Here is a 23,140-nt window from a genome sequence, read left to right as displayed (position 1 = left end):
TTCTTCTGAAGGAATTCCTTTGAAGTAATAATAAGCTCATTCATTCAAAATAGAAATTTCATGTACGAATATCATTGTTATTTTGAGTGGGATTTAAACTATTGGTTGTCATGTATGCTTAGTTAATTTGTAACAAATCCCGAGTTGACATTTAAATTGGCGAGAAATAATTGATTTTTAGCTCACAAAAAGGGAAGTCACGGTTGAATTATTTTAAAGAACTGATTTTCGATTGGGACAGTAGCGAAAGTCGTTGCGCGGAAGCATATTGGAAAGAAAGGACCGCCCCGTTTGGATTCATGATCTCTTGCTACCGAGAGATTCGAGGATTTCCATTTTTTTCATATGAGATCGAACAAATCATCTTCGATTCAGAAGGCGAAGAAATTGCTATTCTCGGCGTTCCCGAAGATGGTGCAACGTTAAGGTTCTCACTTTCACTCGCGGAAGCGAAAATGAAAGCTGTAGCAGAGCTTCAAAATTGGGTTGAGTCTGGACGAGCAGAGCTGCTTAAGGACGAGGCTTTTGCGCCGACTTCGAAATAAATTTCGGCTTCAACTGAAGACTGGGGGCGGCATGAACATGGTCATGCACCGCCTCCGGTTCAAAACTTGACTGAAGCCGCTGCAAGATCGATTTCGCTTGGTCACGCTCCAGCCGCAGCATTTCGGCCGCCTGTCTGGCCTCGCGAACTGATTGTTCTGCCTCTCTTCGCTGTTCGCGCTCAGCGTCTAGCTGCCTTTGTTTTTGCTCGATTCCCCGGGTGAGCCGTCCGATTTCCGAGGTGAATTCTTGACGAATTTTATCAGCAATTTTTGATTTCCGAAGGCCGTCCCAAATCGCTCGTAGCTTGCCCGACCATCCACCATAACGGCGGGCATTTTCGACCGCCGCCTGCGCTTGCTCTTGTTGTATCTTGGCGCGATTTTCCGCCGTTCTGGCGGCGGCGATAGCCTTTGCGGCAATTTCCTTTTCACGTTCGACAGTGGCCTTCGCCACAGCCGCCGCTTGTTTCTCCTGATCGGCGGCTGCACGGATCGCCGCCGCTTTTGACTTCGTCTGCTCAACAAAATTGTCGCCGGATCGTTTGACCTCACGAGCCAGCTCGACCGTCTTTTGCAGTGCTTTCGCCTGGACCTTCTCGCGCTGCCATTCGTCGCGGCTCAGGCGACGGCGCTGAGGCCCCAGGCGCGTCAGGCCGCTGGGCACAGCGACAGCCTCGTGGTAGCTGTCCTGCCATGCTCGCATTGATTGTTTATAGGCTACGTCAGCACGCTTGCTGAGCGCCTTTGCGTCCTCGCCTACGGCAGGACCAGCGCCCATGACGGCACGTTTTGCCATCGTGCCAGGATGATATTTAAGCGCCGCCATCGATGGATCGCTCGTAGGTACAATGTACGCGTGAATATGAAAATATTCCTCATCTTCGTGCCTAATGACCGACTTTAGATCGTCGCCATACTGTGAACGAAGCCATGATATTGTTCTTTTTTCCCACCTTTCCGCTTCCGCCCGTTTGCTCGGATCGGCGCGGATTTCGGCCATTGTCGCCGGATACGACGCGATGACTGTATGTAAAGTTTTCTTATCCCTCGCCAGCTTGCGGATGTGACCGCCTTTAACGCGGATCGTTGCGGTCGAAGCCGCGCCATCGTGTATTTCCTGTACTTGTTCGACGTCGACGCCGAACACGACGACGGGCGGCAGGGGATTAGCAACATGAATTGCGGCTTCCCGCTTTCGAGACGCTTCCGCAAAAATAAAATCTGTACCTCGACCTTTCGAGTCGGCTTTGCGGCTGAAGGATTCGAGGTGGACAAACTGGTAGCCCATGCGTCAACCTGTCCGTCGATCACATTCTACTGTCAGAACGTCATCCATGCTCCCATCGATTTCGATGATCCGATCTATTATTTGATGTGTCTGAAATTCCTGCATCGCTTGGCTCCATGAAATAGGAAAATTGTCCTTAGACCATGCGGCCGAAATTAAATCGGCGGAAACGGAAAATGGGGACGGAATCGCAATTAGTAGTGACCGACTACCAACAGTAAACTGTTGTCGGCCATTCCATGGAGGGGCCTTCAGCCGGACGATTTCATCGAGACCCTCGCCGGGAGCCTCCTCGAGGGGTTTGCCGACGGCCCCTCTGTCGTCGGGGAGGCGATCCTATGCGATGTAGATGCCCAGCTCGGCGAAGTCAGCCACAAGCGACTCGTAATACTTGTCGCGTTCGTTGCTGTTTGCAGCACTCAACACGCGGCCCGGATCGAGGCGCGCCGTGCCTGGATTGTCGATAGCGATGCGCTCGACAACCTCATGCACGTGCTTTTGCCCGCCGATCCCACGTTCGTGGAGATGTCGTTTCACATCATCCGCAGCCAATCGCAACAGCCGATCAGCTTCGTGCGATGCCTGCTGCTCATTGTGCTCGCGCTCGCGTTCCGCATTTCGAGCCTGCCAACGGCTTTCGATTTCCATCGATTCCGCTTCAGTCTGCTCGACAGCACCCGCGAATCCTGCTTCACCGCCGTACTCGACTCGCAGCAGGAACGTGCTGGCGAGTCCGTGCCGCATCCATCGCGACCAAACCGGCGCTTCCACACGACCGACAACATCGTCGGTTTCGTGATATAACTGCTCGCTGTTGTCGTCGTCATCGTCTTGCGGTTCGGCCGTCAGGCCGAGCTTTTTAGCAAGCGCGGCGGACACGACACATGACCGTGTACCGGGCATGGTCGCTTCGTATTCCTTCCACTTGGCGAACATCTGTTTGTCGCCCACCGAAGCCGCAACGGCGATATCCCACGGTGTCAAGGACTTCGCAGACTTAGTTTCGTCCTTATACCCCCCAGCAACCTCCCAAGCCATGGACCCCTTGGCGGTATAGTCACTAGCATCAGCGGCATCGCGGGCGACGCGTACATGCCAGCCGTATCGGTCGGAGACCTCGCCATCTTTGTCACGCACCTTCTCGGAATACGCCTTTGCGATCCACTCGCCCGCTTGCTTCGCACGTTTGTAAGCATCAGCATCCGGACCGTCCACCAGGATCGACAAATGTTGGTGGTAATGCCAGCCGTTATCAAGGCTGAATGTGACCTCCTGGCCGACGATGACGCCCAGAATGCCGTAGTCCGCAACTGCCTTGACCCATACGCGGCCTTTGCGGGCAGCGCTGGATGAGCCCTGCACAAGTTCCTTGATTTCGGCAAGCGACATGTCCATCGAGTGGGCGGCAGTCAATACTACGAGCGCCGCCCTGCCGCCGCGCAGGAACGTCGCGGTTGCCGCCGCCTGCACCCGTTCCGCGCGTTTCAGCGCCTTTGCTGGAGCGCAGGTCGGGCAGAGCCACGGCGAGCCACAGCGGTAAATGCCACTGACGCCAGCGCGAAGCTCGCCAGTCTGCTCACCATAGCGCAAGTGAATGTTGACGTGTGTCGCACCTTCGCCGGGCCGTCCACAACCACAGACAGCCGGTCCGCGCTCATCCGGGTCTTTGGGACGACAAAGCCGCTGGACCTTGGCGAGTAGCGCATAACGACTGACCGTTGACGACCCTCTGAATTGATCGGTTTCAGAAGAAGAAAGAAGGAGCGGAGGAGCTACGTTCCCGCTGCGCGGAACCGTAGCTCCTCCGCTCCCAAGGCCGCCCGCTTTGGGCGGCTGCTGCGCGGCCTGCGGCCTTGCGTTCGCGGTCTCCAGATGCGCAGAAACGGCAGCACGAACAGCCTGCTCGCTATCCAAGGCATCAGAGAACGGGTCGACGAAAGGCGCGTTCGCTGGATCATCAAAAAGCTTGAGACTGGTGCGGCTCCTCGACGCGCGACGGCTGGAGCCGCTAGGCTTCGAAATAGTGTCAACATTGAAATTTGGGAAAGAGGGGCGCTTCGGTTGACTGGCTGGGCTATGTGCCAGCCCACCGGTCACTCAGTCGTCAATAGGAGCTTTACAATAAACATAAATTCGTTCATCTTTATTGAACAGTGACACAAAAGACGCCGGAGGGGTTCCCGCCCCGAAGATGGCGTCTTTTTTGATGGTCGAAGGAAATCGAATCGGCGTCAAGTCCAAACCCTCCCATGATGACGCCACCCTTAAGATACAAAAAAATAACCCTCCGGTTCGAAACCGGAGGGTTATTAAAGTTCCAAGTCGTTGATCCCCACAGACTGGGGACTGCTATGCAGGTTAGACGCTGACACTTACACTATCTGTTGTCGATCCCCTGCAATGAGGGGACTGCTGATCGTTCGAAAGCAGCATTGCTTGCGATACGTATATATGTTGTTGATCCCCTGATTGGGGACTGCTGGTCCCGATGCGCTCGTTCCGCACCGGTTAATTCAAGATATAAAGACAGAAAGTACGGTTACAACAGTCAAAATCGAAAAATCTCCCGTAAATAACTCTTCGAATGGGAAAGCAATGTTGACATCAGTTCTCGGACGGCGACTGAAACAATGTTGACACTTTTGAAACGCTTTAAGAACAATAGCTTAGAAGGCATTGAGATCATTGTATAGTTTTGTTAACTATACTAAAAGGACTGCTGTTTTCACCCTTCTATCCGCCCGGCAGCGGTAGCCTCGCTCTTTTTTCCACGACGAATCTCCCTCGCTTCGGATCGAGCCTTTTGTCTCGACCCGCTCGCCTACGGCGACTGCTCCTCCCGATTAATCGCGGAACCTTTTTCGCTCGGTGACATCCGACATGCGCGCTCTTCTCACGCCCCGATGGGGCTGCGGCCATCCCCCTTGCGGGGCATGCCCTTCGAAAGAGCCTATGCGCGCCTGTCCGCTGTCAACCCTGCCTGCCCCTGAGATCGTGACGAATAATCCCTTTCTAGGAAAACTAAAATCCAATCGACTTTATTAACGGACGCTATCCCAAGTCCGGCATCTTTCCCGCCGTGAGGATTCTCAAAAATCCCGATTTCTGCTATAAAATATCCAATGAAATCAAATAGAAAAGAGAATTTCCAATGAAGAAGACGATCACCAAAATTCGCGGACTGACGGTTAACGTCGAGGTCGTAGAAGTCTGCCAGACGGACCAGAACGGCGGCGTCCTGTGCTACATCGCCGCGATCTACGTCCAGGCGCACGGTAAAGCGGAAAAGACGCTTGTCCGTAAGTCCAGGTTGCCGGGCGCGGCTGCGCAACTCAGGCGGGAAATCGAACGGGACGGAATCCAGGCATTCGACCGGATCACAGGCAGCAATCGGTAATCAGCTCGCCACTAGGTCTTTCCGCGCTGCGATCAGGCGCGAGAAGTCGAGCCCTTCATATATCAGCTTATCCATCTCTTCCTTAAGTAACCGGACGCGTACCATGCCGGTGCCATACCTGTCGGCCATACCGCCGTCAGAGTGCCCTTGAAGTGCGTTGATAAATTCAATCGGAATCCGGCTATTCCGACAGCAATCCTCAAAGCTATGTCGAAAGCTATGGAATGAATTCCGATCCGTCTTCGCCCCTATATCCACCAAGAATCTTTTGAAGCGAGGGCTATAAGCTGTTGAATAGTACCCGTCGGCGGCCTTCGGGAAGTCCGGGAAAAGCCGCTTCCCCTTTTTGCGCTGGCGTTCAACAAATTCCGCAAACCCAAGCTTCTTGAGAGTTTTGTGGACCGGAATCGTCCGGACCGACGCATCCGTTTTTAGTCCTTGCTTCAGATCGGCCTTGCTACGCTCGCCGTCATCACGGATGTCAAAAAAGAGGATTCCATTTTCGTGACGAACATCATCACATAAAAGTTGGATAACCTCACCAGATCGTGCCCCCGTGAAAAGACCAATGAGAGGGACCCAGTAGATTCCTTGATCGGACGGGACGTAATCGCCAGCGGTTAGATAAGATTTCTCCGATTTGCATCCCGTAAACAGCGGCGCATCGAAAATCTTTTGAAGCTGGCTCGTTGTAAAGGGGTCTCGCTCGTCGCGTGCCTTCATCGCCAACCGTAGGTTCATCTTGTTAAAAGGATTCGCTGGAACGTCATCATATTGTGCTTCTGCCCAGTTCCAGAACGCGCGCACAAACCCGAGAATCTTGTTGACGTTGCGATTCGACATCTTGTCGACATCAGTCGATTTAGCCTTTTCGACTGCCTCAAGGAAATCGAGTTTCTTGAACTCTTCCTTTTGTAGGAAATTGGGAGGAAGCGACATGATCGCCTCCTTGAATTTCCGCGCATCAGCTTTCTTGTATTCGCCAAGCGGCTTGTCGCTGACGAGCTCCAGAAAGCGCCGCGCCCACAATTCGTTAGACTCCGCGCTACTCTCGACCCAATCGCCGTCTTTTCGAGTCTTTTCTTTAACCCATGCCGATATTGCTGTGCTCAGCATGACGCCAGAAGATGGCAGAGCTGTCTCCGAAGGGACCTCAGGGTATTTCTCGAAGGAGGGATAGGCATCGATAATTGGATTGGGAGAGTAATCCCCCTTCCGAAACTTCCATATTTGATCCTTCGCTTGATACAAGCTTTTGCCGGTTGCGGCTCTGAGCTTTTCCAAGCTTTGGGCGTCAACCAATAGACCCATTTCTTTCAGATGCGCCGCAATCTTCGCGTCGAGCCATCCGAATGTTCTCTCGTTCATCGCCTCAAGCATTTTCGCGACAAGCGCTGGGTCTCCACCTGTTTTGACTGTCGTCTTGGCAGGTTCAAATATCCTTGCCAATTGCAAGGACATACCGATGGCTTCATCCTTATCAGGTTCATCCTCGAACCTGGAAACCCATGCTCGGGAGATATCTCCAGCAATTCCCCACACTTGTTTATGCGTCAGTGTGATCGGCCCCTGACGTAATCGCGACCACCTTTCCTCGATTTCAGCAGCGGCCTTGGCAAATAGGACCTTTGCCTCTGCAGGGTCGCGGGTCTTCAAACTGAATTTCTCTTCGCGCTTGCCGATTACGGGACGAAGATCGTCGGGAACCTTCTTGCGTAGCCAGTAAATGCTGCCGCGCTTAATGGGTCGAGCCATTCTCAAAACCATGGGTCAGTGTACCGCTCAGGTGTACCAAAAAGGCGGTTACAAAAGCCCTAAAGCTCAATAAATGAACGATTTCCGGGGGATAAGATGGTGCTGCTAGAGAGATTTGAACTCTCGGCCTCTCCCTTACCAAGGGAGTGCTCTACCCCTGAGCTATAGCAGCAAACCGTGGCGCCAGTCGGTGCGCCGTGTTGGGCGAGGCGGCTATTGCCATAGGTCGGAGGTAAGTGCAAGCCGCAAATTTCAAGATCGGCGAAAGATATCGGGAAAAAATGTGTCGGTCTTTTGAAGGTCGGGAATTTCGGCTATGGGAAGGACATGGGTGCGGACAAGACGAAAACTGGTGATGACCTGATCTCGCAAGGCGGTTTGACGGCCGGCGGGGAGAAGGAAGGCGCGCGCGCAAAGCAGAATATCGAGGCGGAGCGCCGCCGCGAGCGGGCGGCCCAGAAGCTGCGCGAAAATCTTGCTCGCCGCAAACAGCAGGTTCGGGCGCGCCGCGCGGGCCAGGCGGACGAGACGGATGGGCTTCCCGCCGCAAATTCTTCCGATCAGAAAGATGTCGCCGCAAAAATGGACGAATCGTAATGATTGATGTCGCCCATCATCAAACGAATTGATGCGTTAATCTATTTCGTTTAAACAGCGCTTTCTCCCCGAACGCGTGGAATTTGGCGCACGGAACTTCAGGAAAGGCGGGCTTCGCCCGTAGTCATATATGGATCGTATCAGGATTGTCGGCGGCAACGAGCTCAAAGGTATCATTCCGATCTCCGGCGCCAAGAATGCCGCTCTGCCTCTGATGATCGCCTCGCTGCTCACCAGCGATACGCTGACCCTCGAAAACGTGCCGCATCTCGCCGATGTCGAGCTTCTGATGCGCATCCTCGGCAATCATGGCGTCGATGTCGCCGTCAACGGCCGGCGCGAGCGCCAGGAAGACGGCTATTCCCGTACTATCCATTTCACCTGCCGCACCATCGCCGACACGACCGCGCCCTATGAGCTGGTCGCCAAGATGCGCGCCAGCTTCTGGGTCATCGGGCCGTTGCTCGCCCGCGAAGGCCAGGCGCGCGTGTCGCTGCCGGGCGGCTGCGCGATCGGTACGCGTCCGGTCGATCTCTTCATCGAAGGCCTGACGGCGCTCGGCGCCACCATGGAAATCGATGGCGGCTATATCAATGCCACCGCGCCGAAGGGCGGCCTGATCGGCACACGCTATGTCTTCCCGAAGGTTTCGGTCGGCGCGACGCATGTCATGATGATGGCGGCAACGCTTGCCCGCGGCACGACGGTCATCGGCAATGCGGCGCGCGAGCCCGAAATCGTCGATCTCGCCAATTGCCTCATCGCTATGGGCGCCAAGATTTCCGGCGCTGGCACGAGCACGATCACTATCGAAGGCGTCACCTCGCTCTCCGGCGCGCGTCACCGCGTCCTGCCGGATCGCATCGAGACGGGCACCTATGCCATGGCCGTCGCCATGGCGGGCGGCGATGTCCGCCTGGAAAATACCAACATGGCGCTGCTCGATACGGCGCTGGAAAGCCTGCGCCGCGCCGGTGCCGTTGTTTCGGCGACCGAAAACGGCATTCGCGTTCAGCGCAATGGCGGCGGCATCAAGCCGGTCGATATCGTCACCGATCCCTTCCCGGGCTTCCCGACCGACCTGCAGGCGCAGTTCATGGCGCTGATGACACGCTCGACCGGCACGTCGCATATCACCGAAACGATCTTCGAAAACCGCTTCATGCATGTGCAGGAGCTCGCCCGCCTCGGCGCGAAGATTTCTCTCTCGGGCCAGACCGCCAAGATCGAGGGCGTCGAGCGGCTGAAAGGCGCGCCGGTCATGGCGACGGACCTTCGCGCTTCCGTGTCGCTCGTCATCGCCGGCCTTGCCGCCGAAGGCGAAACGCTGGTCTCGCGCGTCTACCATCTCGACCGCGGCTTCGAGCGGCTCGAAGAAAAGCTGACGCGCTGCGGCGCCATGGTCGAACGCATCAGCGACTGAGTTCCGGCTGCCCGCAAAAAGAGACGGGAGAAGCCTGTTTTCTCCGGTTGCGTCTTGCCCGCCCGCATCCTATTTCCATCACGGGGGAAATGCCGCTATCGGCATTTCCGTGGCGATCGGGGATATCAGGCGAATGACCAATCTCAAGCTAATGGCACTGGACAACGAAGACCTGGGCGTCATCTCCGCGCATATGCAGGATAGTGTGTTCAAGATTGGCGACATGAACTATGCGCCGAAGCTCGGGCAGTTCTCGCTCGCCGCCAATCGCTTCGTCTGGGAACTGACGGATCAGAAGGACAAGCCGTTCGAGCGCCACCGCTCGGCGCTGGTGTTCAAGCGGGTGCTGGCGGTGCGCTCCAGCGGCGTCGACCGGCGCCAGCGCGACGAGGTCCTGTCGCTGCTCGCCATCCGCTTCGCTGCAAAAGGCGAGGGGCCGGATGGCACGATCGAACTGACGCTCGCCGGCAATGCGACGATCGCGGTTGATGTCGAATGCATCGAAGTTCAGCTTGCAGATCTCGGCGGCGCATGGGAAACGGCTAACAAGCCCAGTCATCCGGACGAAGCCTAGGAGCCGGACGACAGACCAGTTTCGGCCGCTTGCGGCGGCCTCGATGTAAAAGGATTATCAGCGTTGGCTATCTGGCTGGATCAGGCGTCGGAGGGATTCGAGCAGCAGTTCGCCGCTTTCCTGACGACCAAGCGGGAAGTGTCCGAGGATGTGAATGCCGTCGTGCGTGCCATCATCGATGACGTGCGGGCGCGAGGTGACGCGGCTCTCGCGGATTATTCGAAGAAATTCGAGGGCATCGATTTCGCCACGACGCCGATGCGGGTCACCGAAGCCGAGATCGATGCGGCTGTTGCCGCCGTCCCCGCCGAAGTCCTTGGCGCCCTCAAGGTCGCCGCCACCCGCATCGAATCCCATCATCGCCGGCAATTGCCCAAGGACGATATTTATGAAGACGAGCTCGGCGTCGGCCTCGGCTCGCGCTGGACGGCGATCGAAGCTGTCGGCCTCTATGTGCCCGGCGGCACGGCGAGCTATCCGAGCTCGGTGCTGATGAATGCCGTACCGGCCAAGGTCGCCGGCGTCGAGCGCATCGTCATAACCGTGCCGACGATGGGTGGGGCGGTCAATCCGGCTGTTCTGGCGGCCGCCCGCATGGCCGGCGTCGAGGAGATCTACCGCATCGGCGGCGCGCAGGCGATCGCCGCACTCGCCTACGGCACCGAGACGATTGCCCCGGTCGCCAAGATCACCGGCCCCGGCAATGCTTATGTCGCTGCCGCCAAGCGTCAGGTTTTCGGCACGGTCGGCATCGACATGATCGCCGGCCCCTCGGAAGTGCTCGTCATCGCCGACAAGAACAACGATCCGGACTGGCTGGCCGCCGACCTCCTGGCGCAGGCGGAGCATGATGAAGGCGCGCAATCGATCCTGATCACCGATGATGCGGCGCTCGGCAAGGCCGTGGAAGGCGCCGTCGAGCGGCAGCTCAAGCAGCTTGGCCGGTCGCGGACGGCTGCCGCGAGCTGGCGGGATTTCGGCGCCATCATCCTGGTTTCCGATCTGAAGCTGGCCGTTCCGCTCGCCAACCGCATCGCCGCCGAGCATCTCGAACTTGCCGTCGACGATCCCGATGCGCTGCTTGACGGCATTCGCAATGCCGGTGCGATCTTCGTCGGGCGTCATACCCCGGAAGTGATCGGCGACTATGTCGGCGGCTCCAACCACGTGCTGCCGACGGCCCGCTCCGCCCGCTTTTCGTCAGGGCTTTCGGTGCTCGATTTCGTCAAGCGCACATCGATCCTGAGGCTCGGCCCTGAACAACTGCGCACGCTCGGGCCGGCGGCGATCGCGCTCGCCAACTCCGAAGGGCTCGATGCCCATGCGCGATCCGTTGCGATCCGCCTCAATCTCGAAGGGTAGGGCATGGCTGACGGCGTCTACCGGCTGAGCGACGTGATCCTGGACGACACGATCGGCCGTGCGACGCCCGACGTCGAACATGAGCGCGCCGTCGCCATTTTCGATCTGATCGAGGAAAATAGTTTCGAGCCCGTCGGCCATGACGGCGGGCCTTATCAGTTGAACCTGTCGCTGGTGGATCAGAAGCTGGTCTTCGATATCCGAACCGAAGAAGGGGCTGTCGTTGCCACCCATATCCTGTCGCTGACGCCGTTTCGCCGGATCGTGAAGGACTACTTCATGATCTGCGAAAGCTATTATGAGGCGATCCGCTCGGCCACCCCCAGCCGCATCGAGGCGATCGACATGGGCCGCCGCGGCATTCACAATGAAGGCTCGCGGACGCTGATGGAGCGGCTGAAGGGCAAGATTATCGTGGATTTCGACACAGCCCGGCGGCTTTTCACACTTGTCTGCGTGCTCTACTGGCGCGGGTGACGGCAATGGAACAGCCGAAGGCCATCGAACATAGCGGAAAGGCGCCCGGCGCCATCCTCTTCATGTGCGGGCTCAACACCATCCGCTCGCCGATGGCAGAGGCGATCGCGCGGGGAATGCTGCCGCAGGGCACCTATGTCGCTTCGGCGGGCATCCGCGCCGGTGAACGCAACCCCTTTGTCGATGTCGTCCTCGACGAAATCGGTCTTTCGCTCGGCCGCCGGCAGCCACGGACCCTGGAGGAGCTGGAGGATGATTTCTTCGACGTGATCATCACGCTCTCCCCCGAGGCGCATCATGCGGCCCTCGAACTGACGCGCGCCAATGCCATCGACGTCATCTATTGGCCGACCATCGATCCGTCGGCCACGGACGGCACGCGCGAGCAGATCCTCAATGCCTACCGTGAGGTGCGGGACCATCTTCTTGGTCTCATCGAGAGCCGACTGGTACAGCATCGCGGCTCTCTTTAGAATGCCGCATGAAACAAATGCAGAAAGCCTGATCAACGAGGTTCACAAAACCGCAGCGATTGTGTAGTTTCCGCGCAAATTTCCGGCGGCCTCGCTTTTTAGTCATGGACGCCGGCACCAACCCCACAGGAAAAGAAGCTTTAATGCCGAAAGAAGAAGTCCTTGAATTTCCCGGTGTCGTCACCGAATTGCTGCCGAATGCAACCTTCCGCGTGAAGCTGGAAAACGAGCACGAGATCATCGCGCACACCGCCGGCCGCATGCGCAAGAACCGCATCCGCGTTCTGGCCGGCGACAAGGTGCTTGTCGAAATGACACCTTACGACCTGACCAAGGGCCGCATCACCTATCGTTTCAAGTAGTCCGCAGCTCACATCCGAGCCGGCCCTCCGTCTGCCGCCTGTCACGGTCGAGGTTTTATGGCGCTGAAACACAAGCTGATACTGGCCTCCGGATCGCCGCGCCGCGTCGACCTCCTGCATCAGGCAGGAATTGAGCCGGCGCGTCTGATGCCCATGGATATCGACGAGGATCCGAAAAAGTCGGAACATCCGCGTTCGTTGGCGCGCCGGCTTTCGGCGGAAAAGGGTGAGGCGGCGTTTGCGGCGGTCAAGGGTGATGTCGCCTGGCAGGGAAGCTACATCCTCGCCGCCGATACGGTCGTTGCCGTCGGCCGGCGGATTCTGCCGAAGGCAGAATTCGTGGACGATGCGTCGTCCGCATTGCATCTGCTCTCCGGCCGCAGCCATGTCGTCTACACCGGCATCTGCCTGATCACGCCCGACCGCAAATTGCGCCAGAAGGTCGTCGAGACCAAGGTTCGATTCAAGCGGCTGTCCGGCAAGGACATCGACATGTATCTCGCCTCCGGCCAGTGGCGCGGCAAGGCAGGCGCCTATGGCATACAGGGGCTCGCCGGCTCCTTCGTGCAGAAGCTGATCGGCTCCTATACGAATGTCGTTGGATTGCCACTTTATGAAACCATGCTGCTTCTCGCGGGGGAGGGATTCGACGTCTACGCGGAATGGCAGGAAGGATGATCGTCATGGCAGATGAGATCAAGGTGGGTGCAAAGGTCGAGCCGCTGCGCAAGACGCGACCCTGCGCGGAATGCGGCCGGCCTTCGGTGCGCGAGCATTACCCCTTCTGCTCGGATCGCTGCCGCTCACTCGATCTGTCGCGGTGGCTGACCGGATCCTATGCCATTCCCGTTGCCGACGACGAGAGCAAAGCGTCGGACGAGGAATAGGCGCTTCGTCAAGTCGACGAACCCTTTCATTTTATTCGTGAATTGCCAAAATTCCATTTCCTGTCAAAAAAGAGTCATTTGCGGCTGGACATGGGCGAACAAGATGCTATAACCCCGCTCGCTTCCGGGGCGAACCAACCGCCCAAGGGTCTTTCAAGACCTTCGATCAGTGCGAAGCAGGGATGCCCAGGTAGCTCAGTTGGTAGAGCAGCGGATTGAAAATCCGCGTGTCGGTGGTTCGATTCCGCCCCTGGGCACCATTTTATTTTCATCTTAAATTCACCACGATGTGCCGAAGCACCAGAAGTCGCGGGCAACTTATTGGTTCAGCCAATGCGTGACACGTCCATCTTTGGCGTACGGCAACGTCTGGCAAGCGATCAGCGGCGCGATGCAAATCCCGCTGAAGTTTCGGATCCGGATTTTTCCTTTGTTTCAATCGGGATATCGCGGCTGGGGCCGCCTAAAAGGGCGAGCCGGCTCGTGCTTTTGCAGGGGCTGTCAAGCGCGTCTAATGGTGGAGATTTGGTCATTATTCGCAACTTTAGAGGTATCAATTATTAATTCCGGTGAAAGAACCTTTCAAGATATTGATGGCCAGTGCAATGAAGCGTACGAATTATTGAAGGATCACCTATTGATTCGAAGCGACTATTACCGCACCTTAGATACTAGCGGGATGTGAACTCGCTAAGTCCGGCGTTTATTGCAATAGCAAGCTATCGAGGCGCCATGTTAAACAACGATGTGCTATTTAACACGTTCGCCCGTTCTTTCGAAGCACGGCGCGAAGTTGAGATGTCATTCTCTGAATACCTGGATGCGTGCCGGGACGACACGCTCATGTACGCGAACGCGTCGGAGCGTCTGCTGGCCGCCATGGGTGAACCACTGCTGATCGATACGGCCAAGGATACCCGTCTCGGGCGTATCTTCATGAACCGGACGATCCGGACCTACCCGGCGTTTTCCGGCTTCTTCGGCATGGAAGAGACGATCGAACGCATCGTCGCTTTCTTCCGCCATGCGGCGCAGGGACTGGAGGAGCGCAAGCAAATCCTCTATCTGCTCGGCCCTGTCGGCGGTGGCAAATCTTCGCTCGCCGAGCGGCTGAAGTCGCTGATGGAGGTCCATCCCATCTACGTACTGAAGGCCGGCAATGAGCTTAGTCCGGTGTTCGAAAGCCCGCTCAGTCTCTTCGATCCCGTGACCATGGGACCGATGGTCGAGGAGCGCTACGGCATTCCGCGCCGGCGTTTGACCGGGCTGATGAGTCCGTGGTGCCTGAAGCGATTGGAAGAGTTCGAAGGTGATATTTCCCGCTTCCGGGTGGCCAGGATACAGCCGTCGAGGCTGCGACAAATCGCCGTCGCCAAAACCGAACCGGGCGATGAAAACAACCAGGATATCTCCTCGCTGGTCGGCAAGGTCGATATCCGCAAGCTCGAAAGCCTGGCGCAGAACGACCCCGACGCCTACAGCTATTCCGGTGCGCTCAATCGCGCCAACCAGGGCATCCTCGAATTCGTCGAGATGTTCAAGGCGCCGATCAAGATGCTGCATCCGTTGCTGACGGCGACGCAGGAGGGCAACTATATCGGCACCGAGAATATCGGCGCCATCCCGTTCTCCGGCATCATTCTCGCCCACTCGAACGAGTCGGAATGGCAGAGCTTCAAGGCCAACAAAAACAATGAGGCGTTCATCGACCGCATCTGCGTCGTGAAGGTGCCCTATTGTTTGCGGGTCACAGAAGAGCAGAAGATCTACGAGAAGCTGATCGAGGAATCCGAGCTCAGCGATGCGCCTTGTGCACCGTCGACGTTGGAGACGCTCGCCCGCTTCACGGTTCTGACGCGGCTTGCCAAGCACGAGAACTCGACCGCCTTCTCCAAGCTTCGGGTGTATGACGGCGAAAGCCTGAAGGAGACCGATCCGAGAGCACGCAGCGTGCAGGAATATCGTGATGCGGCCGGTGTCGACGAAGGCATGGACGGGGCTTCGACCCGCTTCGCCTTCAAGGTCCTGGCGGCGACCTTCAACTACGATACGACGGAGATCGGCGCCGATCCGGTGCATCTGATGTACATGCTCGAACAGGCGATCCGCCGCGAGCAGCTACCGCTCGAAACCGAGAAGCTCTATATCGAGTTCATCAAGAGCGAGCTCGGGCCGCGCTATGCGGAATTTATTGGACATGAGATTCAGAAGGCCTATCTCGAATCCTATGCGGATTACGGCCAGAATCTCTTTGACCGTTATGTCGACTACGCCGACGCCTGGATCGAGGATGTCGATTTCAAGGATCCTGACACCGGCCAGCTGCTGGACCGAGAGCTTCTCAACCAGGAACTGACCAAGATCGAGAAGCCGGCGGGTATCGCGAATCCGAAGGATTTCCGCAACGAGATCGTCAAGTTCTGCTTGCGGGCGCGGGCAAGCCACGGCGGTAAGAATCCGTCCTGGACCAGTTACGAGAAGATCCGCGAAGTCATCGAAAAGCGGATGTTCTCCCAGGTCGAGGATCTCCTACCAGTCATCTCGTTTGGGTCCAAGAAGGACGGCGAGACAGAAAAGAAACATGGCGAATTCGTTGAACGCATGATGGCCCGTGGCTATACCGAGCGTCAGGTTCGACGGCTTGTGGAATGGTACATGCGTGTGAAACAGGCAGGATGAGCCACCAAGGAAGAAGGAATGCACATTGTTGACCGACGCCTTAACCCGGGCGGCAAAAGTCTAGAAAATCGTCAACGATTTTTGCGAAGAGCAAAAGCGCTGGTGCAGAGAGCGGTCTACGAATCCTCTCAAAATCGCGACATTCAGGACATTCTGAAGGGCGGTGAGATCAGCATTCCCTTAGATGGAACCGAGGAACCTCGGCTCCATCGCGGCCCGGACGGTCTGCATGAGCATATCCTTCCCGGCAACAAGGACTTCATTGAAGGCGATATACTTCCGCGGCCGGAGAGCGGTGGCGGAAGAGGGCGGGCTGGCGGCGAGGGCAGCGGTGAAGACGCCTTCCGCTTCATCCTGACGCGCGAGGAATTCCTCGACCTTTTCCTCGACGATCTCGAACTTCCCGATCTTGCCAAGAAGCGGCTGACGACGACCGATCAGCCCAATCCGGTACGATCGGGCTATTCGGTGACGGGATCGCCAGCCAATCTTGCCATCAACCGCACCATGCGGCTGGCGATGATGCGGCGCGTGGCGCTGCATCGGCCGAAGCCAGAGACCGTCGCCGAGCTTGAGGCGGAGGCGGCCGAATGCCAGGACGAGGAGCGGCGTGCCGCACTCGAGGCCGAAATAAAGGTGCTGGAATCGAAGGTCCGGCGCATTCCCTACATCGATCCGATAGACATTCGCTATCGCCGTTTCGAGAACGAGCCGAAGCCGGTGGCGCAGGCCGTGATGTTCTGCCTCATGGACGTCTCCGGCTCGATGTCGGAGCACATGAAGGACCTTGCCAAGCGCTTCTACATGCTCCTCTACATCTTCCTGACGCGGCAGTATCGTCGCGTCGAGATCGTCTTCATCCGTCATACGGATGTCGCCGAAGAGGTGGACGAAGAGACGTTTTTCCGCAGTCCGGCGACCGGCGGCACGCAGGTGTCGAGCGCGCTCGAAGCCATGCGGCGGATCGTTCATGATCGTTTCCCGCCATCGGACTGGAACATCTATGCGGCGCAGGCGTCGGATGGCGACAATGCCTATTCGGACAATGCGACAGCGGCGGCGCTGCTCACCAACTCCATTTTGCCGGTCAGCCAGTATTTCGCCTATCTGGAGGTGGGTGAGGCGCGCAGTGTTGCGATCTCATCCGGTTCGGCGCTCTGGTCGCTCTATGAGCGCATCCAAGTGGGCTGGCCCGTGCTGTCGATGCGCCGCGTCAGCGATCGCAGCCAGATCTACCCGGTCTTCCATGATCTCTTTCAGCGCCGGGCGGCAGAAACAAGGAGCGGATGATGGCGAAAGCATCGATGGAGCGGCTTTTTGAGGGTGCGGACTGGGATTTCGCCACCATCCAACGGATCCACGATGCCTGCGAGCGGATCGCCATCGACGAGCTCGGCCTCAACGTCTACCCCAATCAGATTGAGATCATTACTGCCGAGCAGATGCTGGACGTCTATTCCTCGATCGGCATGCCGCTGTTTTACAAGCATTGGTCCTTCGGCAAACATTTTGCGCATCACGAAGCGTTCTATCGCAAGGGCCTGCGCGGACTTGCCTATGAGATCGTCATCAACAGTTCGCCCTGCATTTCCTACCTGATGGAGGAGAATACGGCGACGATGCAGGCGCTGGTGGTCGCCCATGCCGCCTTCGGTCACAATCACTTCTTCAAGAACAACTACCTGTTCAAGCTCTGGACGGATGCCGAGGGTATCCTCGATTATCTCAACTTCGCCAAGGGTTATATCGCCCGCTGCGAGGAGCGCTACGGTCACGCCGCCGTCGAGCGGACGCTGGATGCGGCGCATGCGTTGATGTCGCATGGCGTCCATCGCTATGCCGGCAAGAAAACTCCTGACCTGCGCGATGAGGAAAAGCGCGAGCGTGAGCGGCGCGAATATGACGAGCGGATATTCAACGACCTCTGGCGGACGGTTCCGGTCGCAAAGGACAAGAAGATGCCTGACCTCGATTTGCAGCACCGGCGTTCGCTCGCCGGCCTGCCGCAGGAAAATATCCTCTATTTCCTGGAGAAGATGGCGCCGCGAATGAAGCCGTGGCAACGGGAGATTTTGCGCATCGTCCGGCATGTGGCCCAATATTTCTACCCGCAAAGCCAGACCAAGGTCATGAACGAAGGTACGGCGACCTATGTACACTACCGCATCATGACGCGCCTGCACGAGCTCGGCGGCATCGGCGACGGCGATTTCCTGGAATTCCTCAAGTCGCATACCAATGTCGTCTTCCAGCCGGCCTTCAACGATCCGCGCTATTCCGGCCTCAATCCCTACGCGATCGGTTTTGCGATGATGCAGGATATCGAGCGGATCGTGACGAAGCCGAAGGAAGAGGACCGGCAGTGGTTTCCAGATATCGCCGGGACCGGCGACACTATGGCGGTGCTGCGGGACCTCTGGGCCAATTACCGCGACGAGAGCTTCGTGTCGCAGTTCCTCAGCCCGCATCTGATGCGCAAGATGCGTATGTTCCATCTCACCGATGATCCGGAAGAGGAAGAGGGGTTGTTGGTGGCGGCAATCCATGACGAGCGAGGCTACAAACGCATCCGCCGCGAGTTGGCGCGGCAATATGATGTCGGCTGGATCGATCCGCATATCGAGATCGTCGATGTCGATCTGGCCGGTGACCGGCGGCTGATGCTCAAGCATACCGTGCTGAACGGCGGCCTTCTGGAGGATGTAGACGCCAAGCGCGTGCTGCAGCACCTCGCCGATCTCTGGAGCTATGACGTGCTGCTGCAGGAAGTCGACCGCTCCGGCTTGGTCCTGCGCGACCATCTCGTCCATCCGCGCCCGTCGGCCATTGCGGCCTGACGGCGCAGGTTTTTAAGCGGCTTCCTTCGATTGGCGATAGTGGCCGCTGACCTGCCTGCCGTCTTCCGGCCGCAGCTTCAGGAAGCCCGGCAGACCCAGGAGCGGGATCACCGCCATTAGCAGAAATGCCATGTGGAACTTATCCGGCGTAAGCTTGGAGCCGTCCAGTGTGACGAGGCCGAGCAGCATGGCGGCAATGGAGACGCCGAAGCTGACGCTCAACTGCTGCAGCACGCCGCCGAGGCTCGTGGCGCGGCTGAGCTGAGCGGCGGGTGTGTCGGAATAGGAAAGCGTATTCGACGTCATGAACTGCGCGGCGCGCGCCAGGCCGAAGACGAAGACGTAAACAATAATGAACCAATGCGGCGTCTCCGGCCCGATCAGGGCGAAACCGGCGACGATGGCGGCGCCGAAAACAGCACTCCAGCTCAATACGCGGTCGAAGCCATAAAGCCTCAGCATCGTCGATGATACGGGACGCACGGCGAGAGCGCTCAATGCGCTGACGAAGGTCAACGTGCCCGAAACGATCGGGCTCAAGCCAAAACCAACCTGCAGCATCAGCGGCAACAGGAAGGGCACGCCGTTGAGGCCGACACGACAGATTCCGCCGGCCAAGGTGCCGACGCGGAACGTGCGCAGCTTGAACAGCGTCAGATCGACGGCCGGCGATTCCGCTGTCTTGGCGTAGCGGATGAAGGCGACAAGAAGCAGGCAGGCGGCCGCAAGGACGGCGATGATGGCCCAGACAGGAATGGTCGGCCGGCCGACATTCTCGATGCCGTATTGCAGCAGCACGCAGCCGACGCCGACCATGATGAAACCTGGAAAGTCGAATTTGATCGAGGTGTCGCGAACGGTGTCTTCGACGTAGCGCAACGCCATCAGCATGCCGATGATGCCGAAGGGCAGGTTGACCCAGAAGATCCAGCGCCAGGAGAGATAGGTCGTGAGAAAACCGCCGAGAATAGGTCCGATCACCGGGCCGATAACGGCCGGCAATGTCATATAGGTCATCGCAGTCACCAATTGGCTGCGGGGAAAACTGCGGATCAGGATGAGGCGTCCGACCGGCGTCATCATCGCACCGCCGAAACCCTGGAGGGCGCGCGTGGCGACGAGCATCGGCAGGCTCGTCGCCAGGCCGCACAGTATCGAGCCCATGGTGAAGGTGAAGAGCGACAGAGCAAAGATGCGCCGTGCGCCGAAGCGGTCGGCGAACCAGCCGCTCACCGGGATGAACATGGCGAGCGTCAGAATATAGGTCGTGACCGCGAGGTTCATGCGCACGGGCGTCGTGGCAAGGCTTCTGGCGATGTCAGGAACGGCCGTGACGAGGATTGTCGAATCGAGCTGCTCCATCAGGAATGCAACGGCGACCACGGCGGGGATGATGTAGCGCATGCGGGGGTCGCGGTCGATCGCGAAGACCTCGCCTTCTGGGGCGGTATCCGTGGAATCCATGGGAATGCAATTACTTTCCACGGCCGAATGGGAGGTTCGGCGCGTCAATGCTGGCGCATGATCTTATCCAAGAACCGCTTCGCACTTTTGAGAATCATGCTGTGGGCGACCGGTCGGTCACCGGCCATCGAAATCGCGCGCATTTGACCACTATCGATGGCGCGGTGCAACAAAAAGCGGGGCGAACAGCGCCCCCCATCTCAGGTTAAAAGTAAAATTTTCGCGAGCGGTTCTGTTATCTGGCCGGTGTCGGCGACGGGAGCGTCCATCGCGCCTTGTCGAAGACGATGGCCGTGCGGATCTCCTCCGGCGTTTTTCTCTCCAGCCCCAGCTGAAGGTTGAAACTCCTGTCGTTTTGGAATTCCCGGAAGAAGGCGAGTTTTGTGCCGAAAGCTTGCTGCGTCACGTCCTGTAGTTTGCCGATCGCGTCGAGCGCAGTCTGGAAGTCGAGCCAGCGGGTCTCTGTCAGCAACGCGACGACGGAATCGACGAACATCTCGCCGATGGCACGGCCGTCCGCATTGTCGGGCATGATCACCTTGATGCGGATGTTGTCGAGCTCTCCGGCCGGCGTGCCGCGGATGATGATAAAGAACGACGCCGCGTTTGGTTCACCGTTGCCGCCCTTCTGGATCTCGTAACTGCATTCGTAAGTTGCGGCGCCAAGCGCGCTCTGCCGCCATTCGCCGACGGGCAGGCCGGATTTGATGAGGTCGGCGCACAGCATCGGCCCCGTTGTCCGCCAGCTTCGTATGAACGCGCCGCGCAAGGCGTCGACGGGCGCATCGAACAGATGAGAGCGCCGGGCGCGCGTTGCCTTTGCTGCCGCCGGGGCTTTGGCAGGTGTGGCCGGCATCTGTGCGGGTGCAAGTGCATGTGCCGTAGTTGTCGGCGGATTTGCCGGTGCGGTTTTCGAGGGGCCGGTTTCGACCGGCTTCGGATTGGCAGTTTGCCCGGCGGCGGTCTGCGGCGCGGTGGTCGTCTCCGCCGGGGTTAGGAGTTGCTGTGCCGACGCCTTGAACAGCTCAAGATGATAGCGGGCGTCCAGTGCCCGGAGATTGCGCATTCCGTTGGCAAGCAACGCCGTCGCCAAAATGATCGAGCCGATGACGATCGCCGCAATCCAGAAGACAGCCCTGCTTTTCTTGCGAGGTGGCGCCACCGACATGGTTCAGATCTACAGCTACTCCAGAGGAAACCTGCTCAACTGCGACGGGTTGGCATTCCGCAGCCGATCTATAGCTACACAATATGCGTTTATGAACGATTGATCACTCTACCGTTTCTTTGTCAAATCGCAGCCCCTGTTCAGGCGAAATGCGCCTTGAGCATCCTCACGACGGCGGCGTCGGTGCGGCGGACAGTCGGGGTGGAAAATCCGAAGGCGAGCAGATGTTCATCCGTCTCTTTTTCGGCGACGGAGCAGGAAGAATGGATTTCACCGATCGCCAAGCGCGGCCAGAGCTTGTCGACCGTCCCGATATTGACGCCCGAGCCGGGCATGATGGAAATGCGGCCGGCCGCGATGGCGATTGCCTGTTCCAACACGGCGAGGCCTTCCACGGCCGTCTTCTCGCAGCCGGACGTCAGGATGCGCTCGAAGCCAAGCGAAACGGCGAGTTCCACCGCTTCCTCGATATCCGGAACGAGATCGAAGGCGCGGTGCAATGTCTTGCCGAGGCCTTCGGCATGGGCGACGAGGGCGGCGAGCGTATCGCGATCCAGGCGGCCGTCGGGCAGGGAGGCACCGAGCACGACTCCCGGCAGGCCGGCATGTCTGATGGCGTCGATGTCGCTTTTCATGACGGCGAGTTCATCTGCCGAATAAACGAAACTGCCGGCGCGGGGACGGATCATGGCATAGGCAGGGATGGGAGCGCGCGCTGCCATCGCCATCAGCCCCGCACTCGGGGTCAGGCCGCCGACGGCAAGGGCGCTGCAAAGCTCGATGCGATCGGCCCCGCCGGCGACGGCGGCGTTGAGGCCGGCAATATCCTCGACGCAGACCTCAAGCAGCATGGCTTCGCTCTTCGGCAAATTTCAGTCCCAACAATGCCGCACCGATAAGACCGGGCTCGACCTTGCATTCGCTAGGCACGACGAGCGGGCGGTCGAACTTGCGGAGGATACGCGCGCGCACCGCCGCATCCAGCCGGGCCAGCAGGGGTTCGACATTGGAAAGGCCACCGCCGACAGGGACGATCGTCGCGCCGGTGATGTTGATGGTCAGCGCCAGCGGCGAGGCGACGAGATCGACGAGCACATCGATCGTCCGCTCCGCCTTTGCATCGCCATCGAGCCATTGGCGGATGATTTCCTCGCTGGAAAATTCCAGTCCGTGCAGGGTCTTGTGCAGGCGTTCGACGCCACGGGCGCCGCCGACCGTATCGACGCAACCTTTTTGGCCGCAGCCGCAGGGATAGGCGGGGATGGCGACCGGTGGATTGCCGGCAAATGAGGCTATGATCGGGCCGTGGCCCCACTCGCCGGCAAAGCCGCCGGCGGCGTTGACGAGACGGCCATCCGCCACTAGGCCGCCGCCGACGCCGGTACCGAGAATGGCGCCGAAGACGATGCGATGGCCACGTCCGGCGCCCGACATTGCCTCCGCCATCGCGAAACAATCGGCGTCGTTGGCTATCAGGACGGGATAGCCGAGTTCCGCTTCCAGCTCGGCGGCAAGGCGCCGGCCGTGGATGCAAGGGATGTTGGCGCAGATAAGTGCCTGCGTGTCAGGATCGACGACGCCGGCGATCGAAAAGGAAACGCAATCCGGCTTCTCTCCGGTCTCAGCGATAATAGCGCGCAAAGCTTGGACGAATTCGCCGAAGTCGTGCTTCGGCGTCGGGCGGCGGGCGAGCGGCGTGATGTCCGTCATGGTGTGGGCGATACCGCCTTTGATGGCGGTGCCGCCGATGTCGAAGGATACGATCATAAATACTCGCCTGCAGGAAACGTCTTGCGCTTGCTCGCACCCTTTGCCGGTCTTTGCAAGGCCAATCGGCAAGCGGCGCCCGTCC

21 protein-coding genes and 2 tRNA genes are annotated in these 23,140 nt (G+C 58.4%); 15 read left to right on the top strand and 8 right to left on the bottom strand.

Features of this window, described 5'->3' with window-relative positions; translation table 11 throughout:
- Positions 1-203: 203 nt before the first annotated feature.
- Complete coding sequence (locus tag PY649_RS11110; protein WP_285868403.1) at positions 204-545, top strand: hypothetical protein; 342 nt, start codon at positions 204-206, stop codon at positions 543-545.
- On the opposite strand, the gene PY649_RS11105 is transcribed toward PY649_RS11110, so the two are convergent.
- Both PY649_RS11105 and PY649_RS11100 read right to left on the bottom strand, forming a co-directional pair.
- On the bottom strand, positions 511-1,833 hold the full coding sequence (locus tag PY649_RS11105; RefSeq protein ID WP_285868402.1) for a plasmid recombination protein: 1,323 nt from the start codon (positions 1,831-1,833) through the stop codon (positions 511-513). The genes PY649_RS11110 and PY649_RS11105 overlap by 35 nt on opposite strands.
- Before the next feature lie 336 nt (positions 1,834-2,169).
- Complete coding sequence (locus PY649_RS11100) at positions 2,170-3,930, bottom strand: hypothetical protein (RefSeq protein ID WP_285868401.1); 1,761 nt, start codon at positions 3,928-3,930, stop codon at positions 2,170-2,172.
- A gap of 1,054 nt (positions 3,931-4,984) precedes the next feature.
- Here PY649_RS11100 and PY649_RS11095 point away from each other — a divergent pair.
- Positions 4,985-5,230 (top strand): hypothetical protein, encoded by a 246-nt coding sequence (locus PY649_RS11095; protein WP_285868399.1) that lies wholly within the window; start codon positions 4,985-4,987, stop codon positions 5,228-5,230.
- On the opposite strand, the gene PY649_RS11090 is transcribed toward PY649_RS11095, so the two are convergent.
- Positions 5,231-6,985 (bottom strand): DUF6538 domain-containing protein, encoded by a 1,755-nt coding sequence (locus PY649_RS11090; protein ID WP_285868398.1) that lies wholly within the window; start codon positions 6,983-6,985, stop codon positions 5,231-5,233.
- A 97-nt stretch (positions 6,986-7,082) separates the two neighbouring features.
- Positions 7,083-7,157: transfer RNA gene (locus tag PY649_RS11085), tRNA-Thr, on the bottom strand.
- Positions 7,158-7,312: 155 nt separating this feature from the next.
- On the opposite strand from PY649_RS11085, the gene PY649_RS11080 reads away from it, so the two are divergent.
- From PY649_RS11080 to PY649_RS11020, 13 genes are all read left to right on the top strand, one after another.
- Complete coding sequence (locus PY649_RS11080) at positions 7,313-7,582, top strand: hypothetical protein (protein WP_285868397.1); 270 nt, start codon at positions 7,313-7,315, stop codon at positions 7,580-7,582.
- Positions 7,583-7,712: 130 nt separating this feature from the next.
- Complete coding sequence (gene murA, locus PY649_RS11075; protein WP_285868396.1) at positions 7,713-9,005, top strand: UDP-N-acetylglucosamine 1-carboxyvinyltransferase; 1,293 nt, start codon at positions 7,713-7,715, stop codon at positions 9,003-9,005.
- Between the two features lie 133 nt (positions 9,006-9,138).
- Complete coding sequence (locus PY649_RS11070) at positions 9,139-9,579, top strand: DUF2948 family protein (protein ID WP_285868395.1); 441 nt, start codon at positions 9,139-9,141, stop codon at positions 9,577-9,579.
- Positions 9,580-9,642: 63 nt separating this feature from the next.
- Positions 9,643-10,941 (top strand): histidinol dehydrogenase, encoded by a 1,299-nt coding sequence (hisD, locus tag PY649_RS11065; RefSeq protein ID WP_285868394.1) that lies wholly within the window; start codon positions 9,643-9,645, stop codon positions 10,939-10,941.
- A 3-nt stretch (positions 10,942-10,944) separates the two neighbouring features.
- On the top strand, positions 10,945-11,418 hold the full coding sequence (locus PY649_RS11060; protein ID WP_285868393.1) for a UPF0262 family protein: 474 nt from the start codon (positions 10,945-10,947) through the stop codon (positions 11,416-11,418).
- A gap of 5 nt (positions 11,419-11,423) precedes the next feature.
- Positions 11,424-11,891: an arsenate-mycothiol transferase ArsC gene (locus PY649_RS11055; protein WP_285868392.1), complete on the top strand. Its 468-nt coding sequence runs from the start codon at positions 11,424-11,426 to the stop codon at positions 11,889-11,891.
- Positions 11,892-12,034: 143 nt separating this feature from the next.
- A complete protein-coding gene (gene infA, locus PY649_RS11050) occupies positions 12,035-12,253 on the top strand; it encodes a translation initiation factor IF-1 (protein WP_004117876.1) in 219 nt (72 codons plus the stop codon).
- A 57-nt stretch (positions 12,254-12,310) separates the two neighbouring features.
- Positions 12,311-12,931, top strand: coding sequence for a Maf-like protein (locus tag PY649_RS11045; protein ID WP_285868391.1), 621 nt, complete (start codon positions 12,311-12,313; stop codon positions 12,929-12,931).
- Between the two features lie 5 nt (positions 12,932-12,936).
- Positions 12,937-13,140 (top strand): DNA gyrase inhibitor YacG, encoded by a 204-nt coding sequence (yacG, locus tag PY649_RS11040; RefSeq protein ID WP_285868390.1) that lies wholly within the window; start codon positions 12,937-12,939, stop codon positions 13,138-13,140.
- A 184-nt stretch (positions 13,141-13,324) separates the two neighbouring features.
- Positions 13,325-13,400 (top strand) — tRNA-Phe (locus PY649_RS11035).
- A gap of 472 nt (positions 13,401-13,872) precedes the next feature.
- Complete coding sequence (locus PY649_RS11030; RefSeq protein WP_285868389.1) at positions 13,873-15,819, top strand: PrkA family serine protein kinase; 1,947 nt, start codon at positions 13,873-13,875, stop codon at positions 15,817-15,819.
- An 18-nt stretch (positions 15,820-15,837) separates the two neighbouring features.
- Positions 15,838-17,109: a YeaH/YhbH family protein gene (locus tag PY649_RS11025; RefSeq protein WP_285868388.1), complete on the top strand. Its 1,272-nt coding sequence runs from the start codon at positions 15,838-15,840 to the stop codon at positions 17,107-17,109.
- A complete protein-coding gene (locus PY649_RS11020) occupies positions 17,106-18,656 on the top strand; it encodes a SpoVR family protein (protein ID WP_285868387.1) in 1,551 nt (516 codons plus the stop codon). The genes PY649_RS11025 and PY649_RS11020 overlap by 4 nt, the downstream gene beginning before the upstream one ends.
- Before the next feature lie 12 nt (positions 18,657-18,668).
- Here PY649_RS11020 and PY649_RS11015 read toward each other — a convergent pair whose 3' ends face one another.
- The 4 genes from PY649_RS11015 to PY649_RS11000 all read right to left on the bottom strand — a co-directional run bounded on the left by PY649_RS11015 (position 18,669) and on the right by PY649_RS11000 (position 23,055).
- Entirely contained in the window at positions 18,669-20,120 is a 1,452-nt protein-coding gene (locus tag PY649_RS11015; protein ID WP_285868386.1) for a DHA2 family efflux MFS transporter permease subunit, read from the bottom strand.
- Between the two features lie 235 nt (positions 20,121-20,355).
- Positions 20,356-21,288, bottom strand: a complete 933-nt coding sequence (locus tag PY649_RS11010) for a DUF6030 family protein (RefSeq protein ID WP_285868385.1) — start codon at positions 21,286-21,288, stop codon at positions 20,356-20,358.
- 140 nt (positions 21,289-21,428) lie between these two features.
- Positions 21,429-22,139: a copper homeostasis protein CutC gene (locus PY649_RS11005; protein WP_285868384.1), complete on the bottom strand. Its 711-nt coding sequence runs from the start codon at positions 22,137-22,139 to the stop codon at positions 21,429-21,431.
- Positions 22,129-23,055, bottom strand: coding sequence for an ROK family protein (locus PY649_RS11000; protein ID WP_285868382.1), 927 nt, complete (start codon positions 23,053-23,055; stop codon positions 22,129-22,131). Before PY649_RS11000 ends, PY649_RS11005 begins: the two co-directional genes overlap by 11 nt.
- Positions 23,056-23,140: the final 85 nt, after the last annotated feature.

Source organism: Rhizobium mayense (genome assembly GCF_030272705.1).
GTDB classification, from domain to species: domain Bacteria; phylum Pseudomonadota; class Alphaproteobacteria; order Rhizobiales; family Rhizobiaceae; genus Rhizobium; species Rhizobium mayense.
This window is presented reverse-complemented; position numbering and strand designations above follow the sequence as displayed.

What these genes read in the sequence shown, in the direction of transcription:
- PY649_RS11010 (WP_285868385.1), bottom strand. Translation starts at nt 21,288, where the DNA reads ATGTCGGTGGCGCCACCTCGCAAGAAAAGCAGGGCTGTCTTCTGGATT.
- PY649_RS11060 (WP_285868393.1), top strand. Translation starts at nt 10,945, where the DNA reads ATGGCTGACGGCGTCTACCGGCTGAGCGACGTGATCCTGGACGACACG.
- yacG (WP_285868390.1), top strand. Translation starts at nt 12,937, where the DNA reads ATGGCAGATGAGATCAAGGTGGGTGCAAAGGTCGAGCCGCTGCGCAAG.
- PY649_RS11020 (WP_285868387.1), top strand. Translation starts at nt 17,106, where the DNA reads ATGATGGCGAAAGCATCGATGGAGCGGCTTTTTGAGGGTGCGGACTGG.
- PY649_RS11015 (WP_285868386.1), bottom strand. Translation starts at nt 20,120, where the DNA reads ATGGATTCCACGGATACCGCCCCAGAAGGCGAGGTCTTCGCGATCGAC.
- PY649_RS11055 (WP_285868392.1), top strand. Translation starts at nt 11,424, where the DNA reads ATGGAACAGCCGAAGGCCATCGAACATAGCGGAAAGGCGCCCGGCGCC.
- PY649_RS11070 (WP_285868395.1), top strand. Translation starts at nt 9,139, where the DNA reads ATGACCAATCTCAAGCTAATGGCACTGGACAACGAAGACCTGGGCGTC.
- PY649_RS11090 (WP_285868398.1), bottom strand. Translation starts at nt 6,985, where the DNA reads ATGGCTCGACCCATTAAGCGCGGCAGCATTTACTGGCTACGCAAGAAG.
- murA (WP_285868396.1), top strand. Translation starts at nt 7,713, where the DNA reads ATGGATCGTATCAGGATTGTCGGCGGCAACGAGCTCAAAGGTATCATT.
- PY649_RS11095 (WP_285868399.1), top strand. Translation starts at nt 4,985, where the DNA reads ATGAAGAAGACGATCACCAAAATTCGCGGACTGACGGTTAACGTCGAG.
- PY649_RS11030 (WP_285868389.1), top strand. Translation starts at nt 13,873, where the DNA reads ATGTTAAACAACGATGTGCTATTTAACACGTTCGCCCGTTCTTTCGAA.
- PY649_RS11105 (WP_285868402.1), bottom strand. Translation starts at nt 1,833, where the DNA reads ATGGGCTACCAGTTTGTCCACCTCGAATCCTTCAGCCGCAAAGCCGAC.
- PY649_RS11080 (WP_285868397.1), top strand. Translation starts at nt 7,313, where the DNA reads ATGGGTGCGGACAAGACGAAAACTGGTGATGACCTGATCTCGCAAGGC.
- PY649_RS11045 (WP_285868391.1), top strand. Translation starts at nt 12,311, where the DNA reads ATGGCGCTGAAACACAAGCTGATACTGGCCTCCGGATCGCCGCGCCGC.
- infA (WP_004117876.1), top strand. Translation starts at nt 12,035, where the DNA reads ATGCCGAAAGAAGAAGTCCTTGAATTTCCCGGTGTCGTCACCGAATTG.
- PY649_RS11005 (WP_285868384.1), bottom strand. Translation starts at nt 22,139, where the DNA reads ATGCTGCTTGAGGTCTGCGTCGAGGATATTGCCGGCCTCAACGCCGCC.
- PY649_RS11025 (WP_285868388.1), top strand. Translation starts at nt 15,838, where the DNA reads ATGCACATTGTTGACCGACGCCTTAACCCGGGCGGCAAAAGTCTAGAA.
- PY649_RS11000 (WP_285868382.1), bottom strand. Translation starts at nt 23,055, where the DNA reads ATGATCGTATCCTTCGACATCGGCGGCACCGCCATCAAAGGCGGTATC.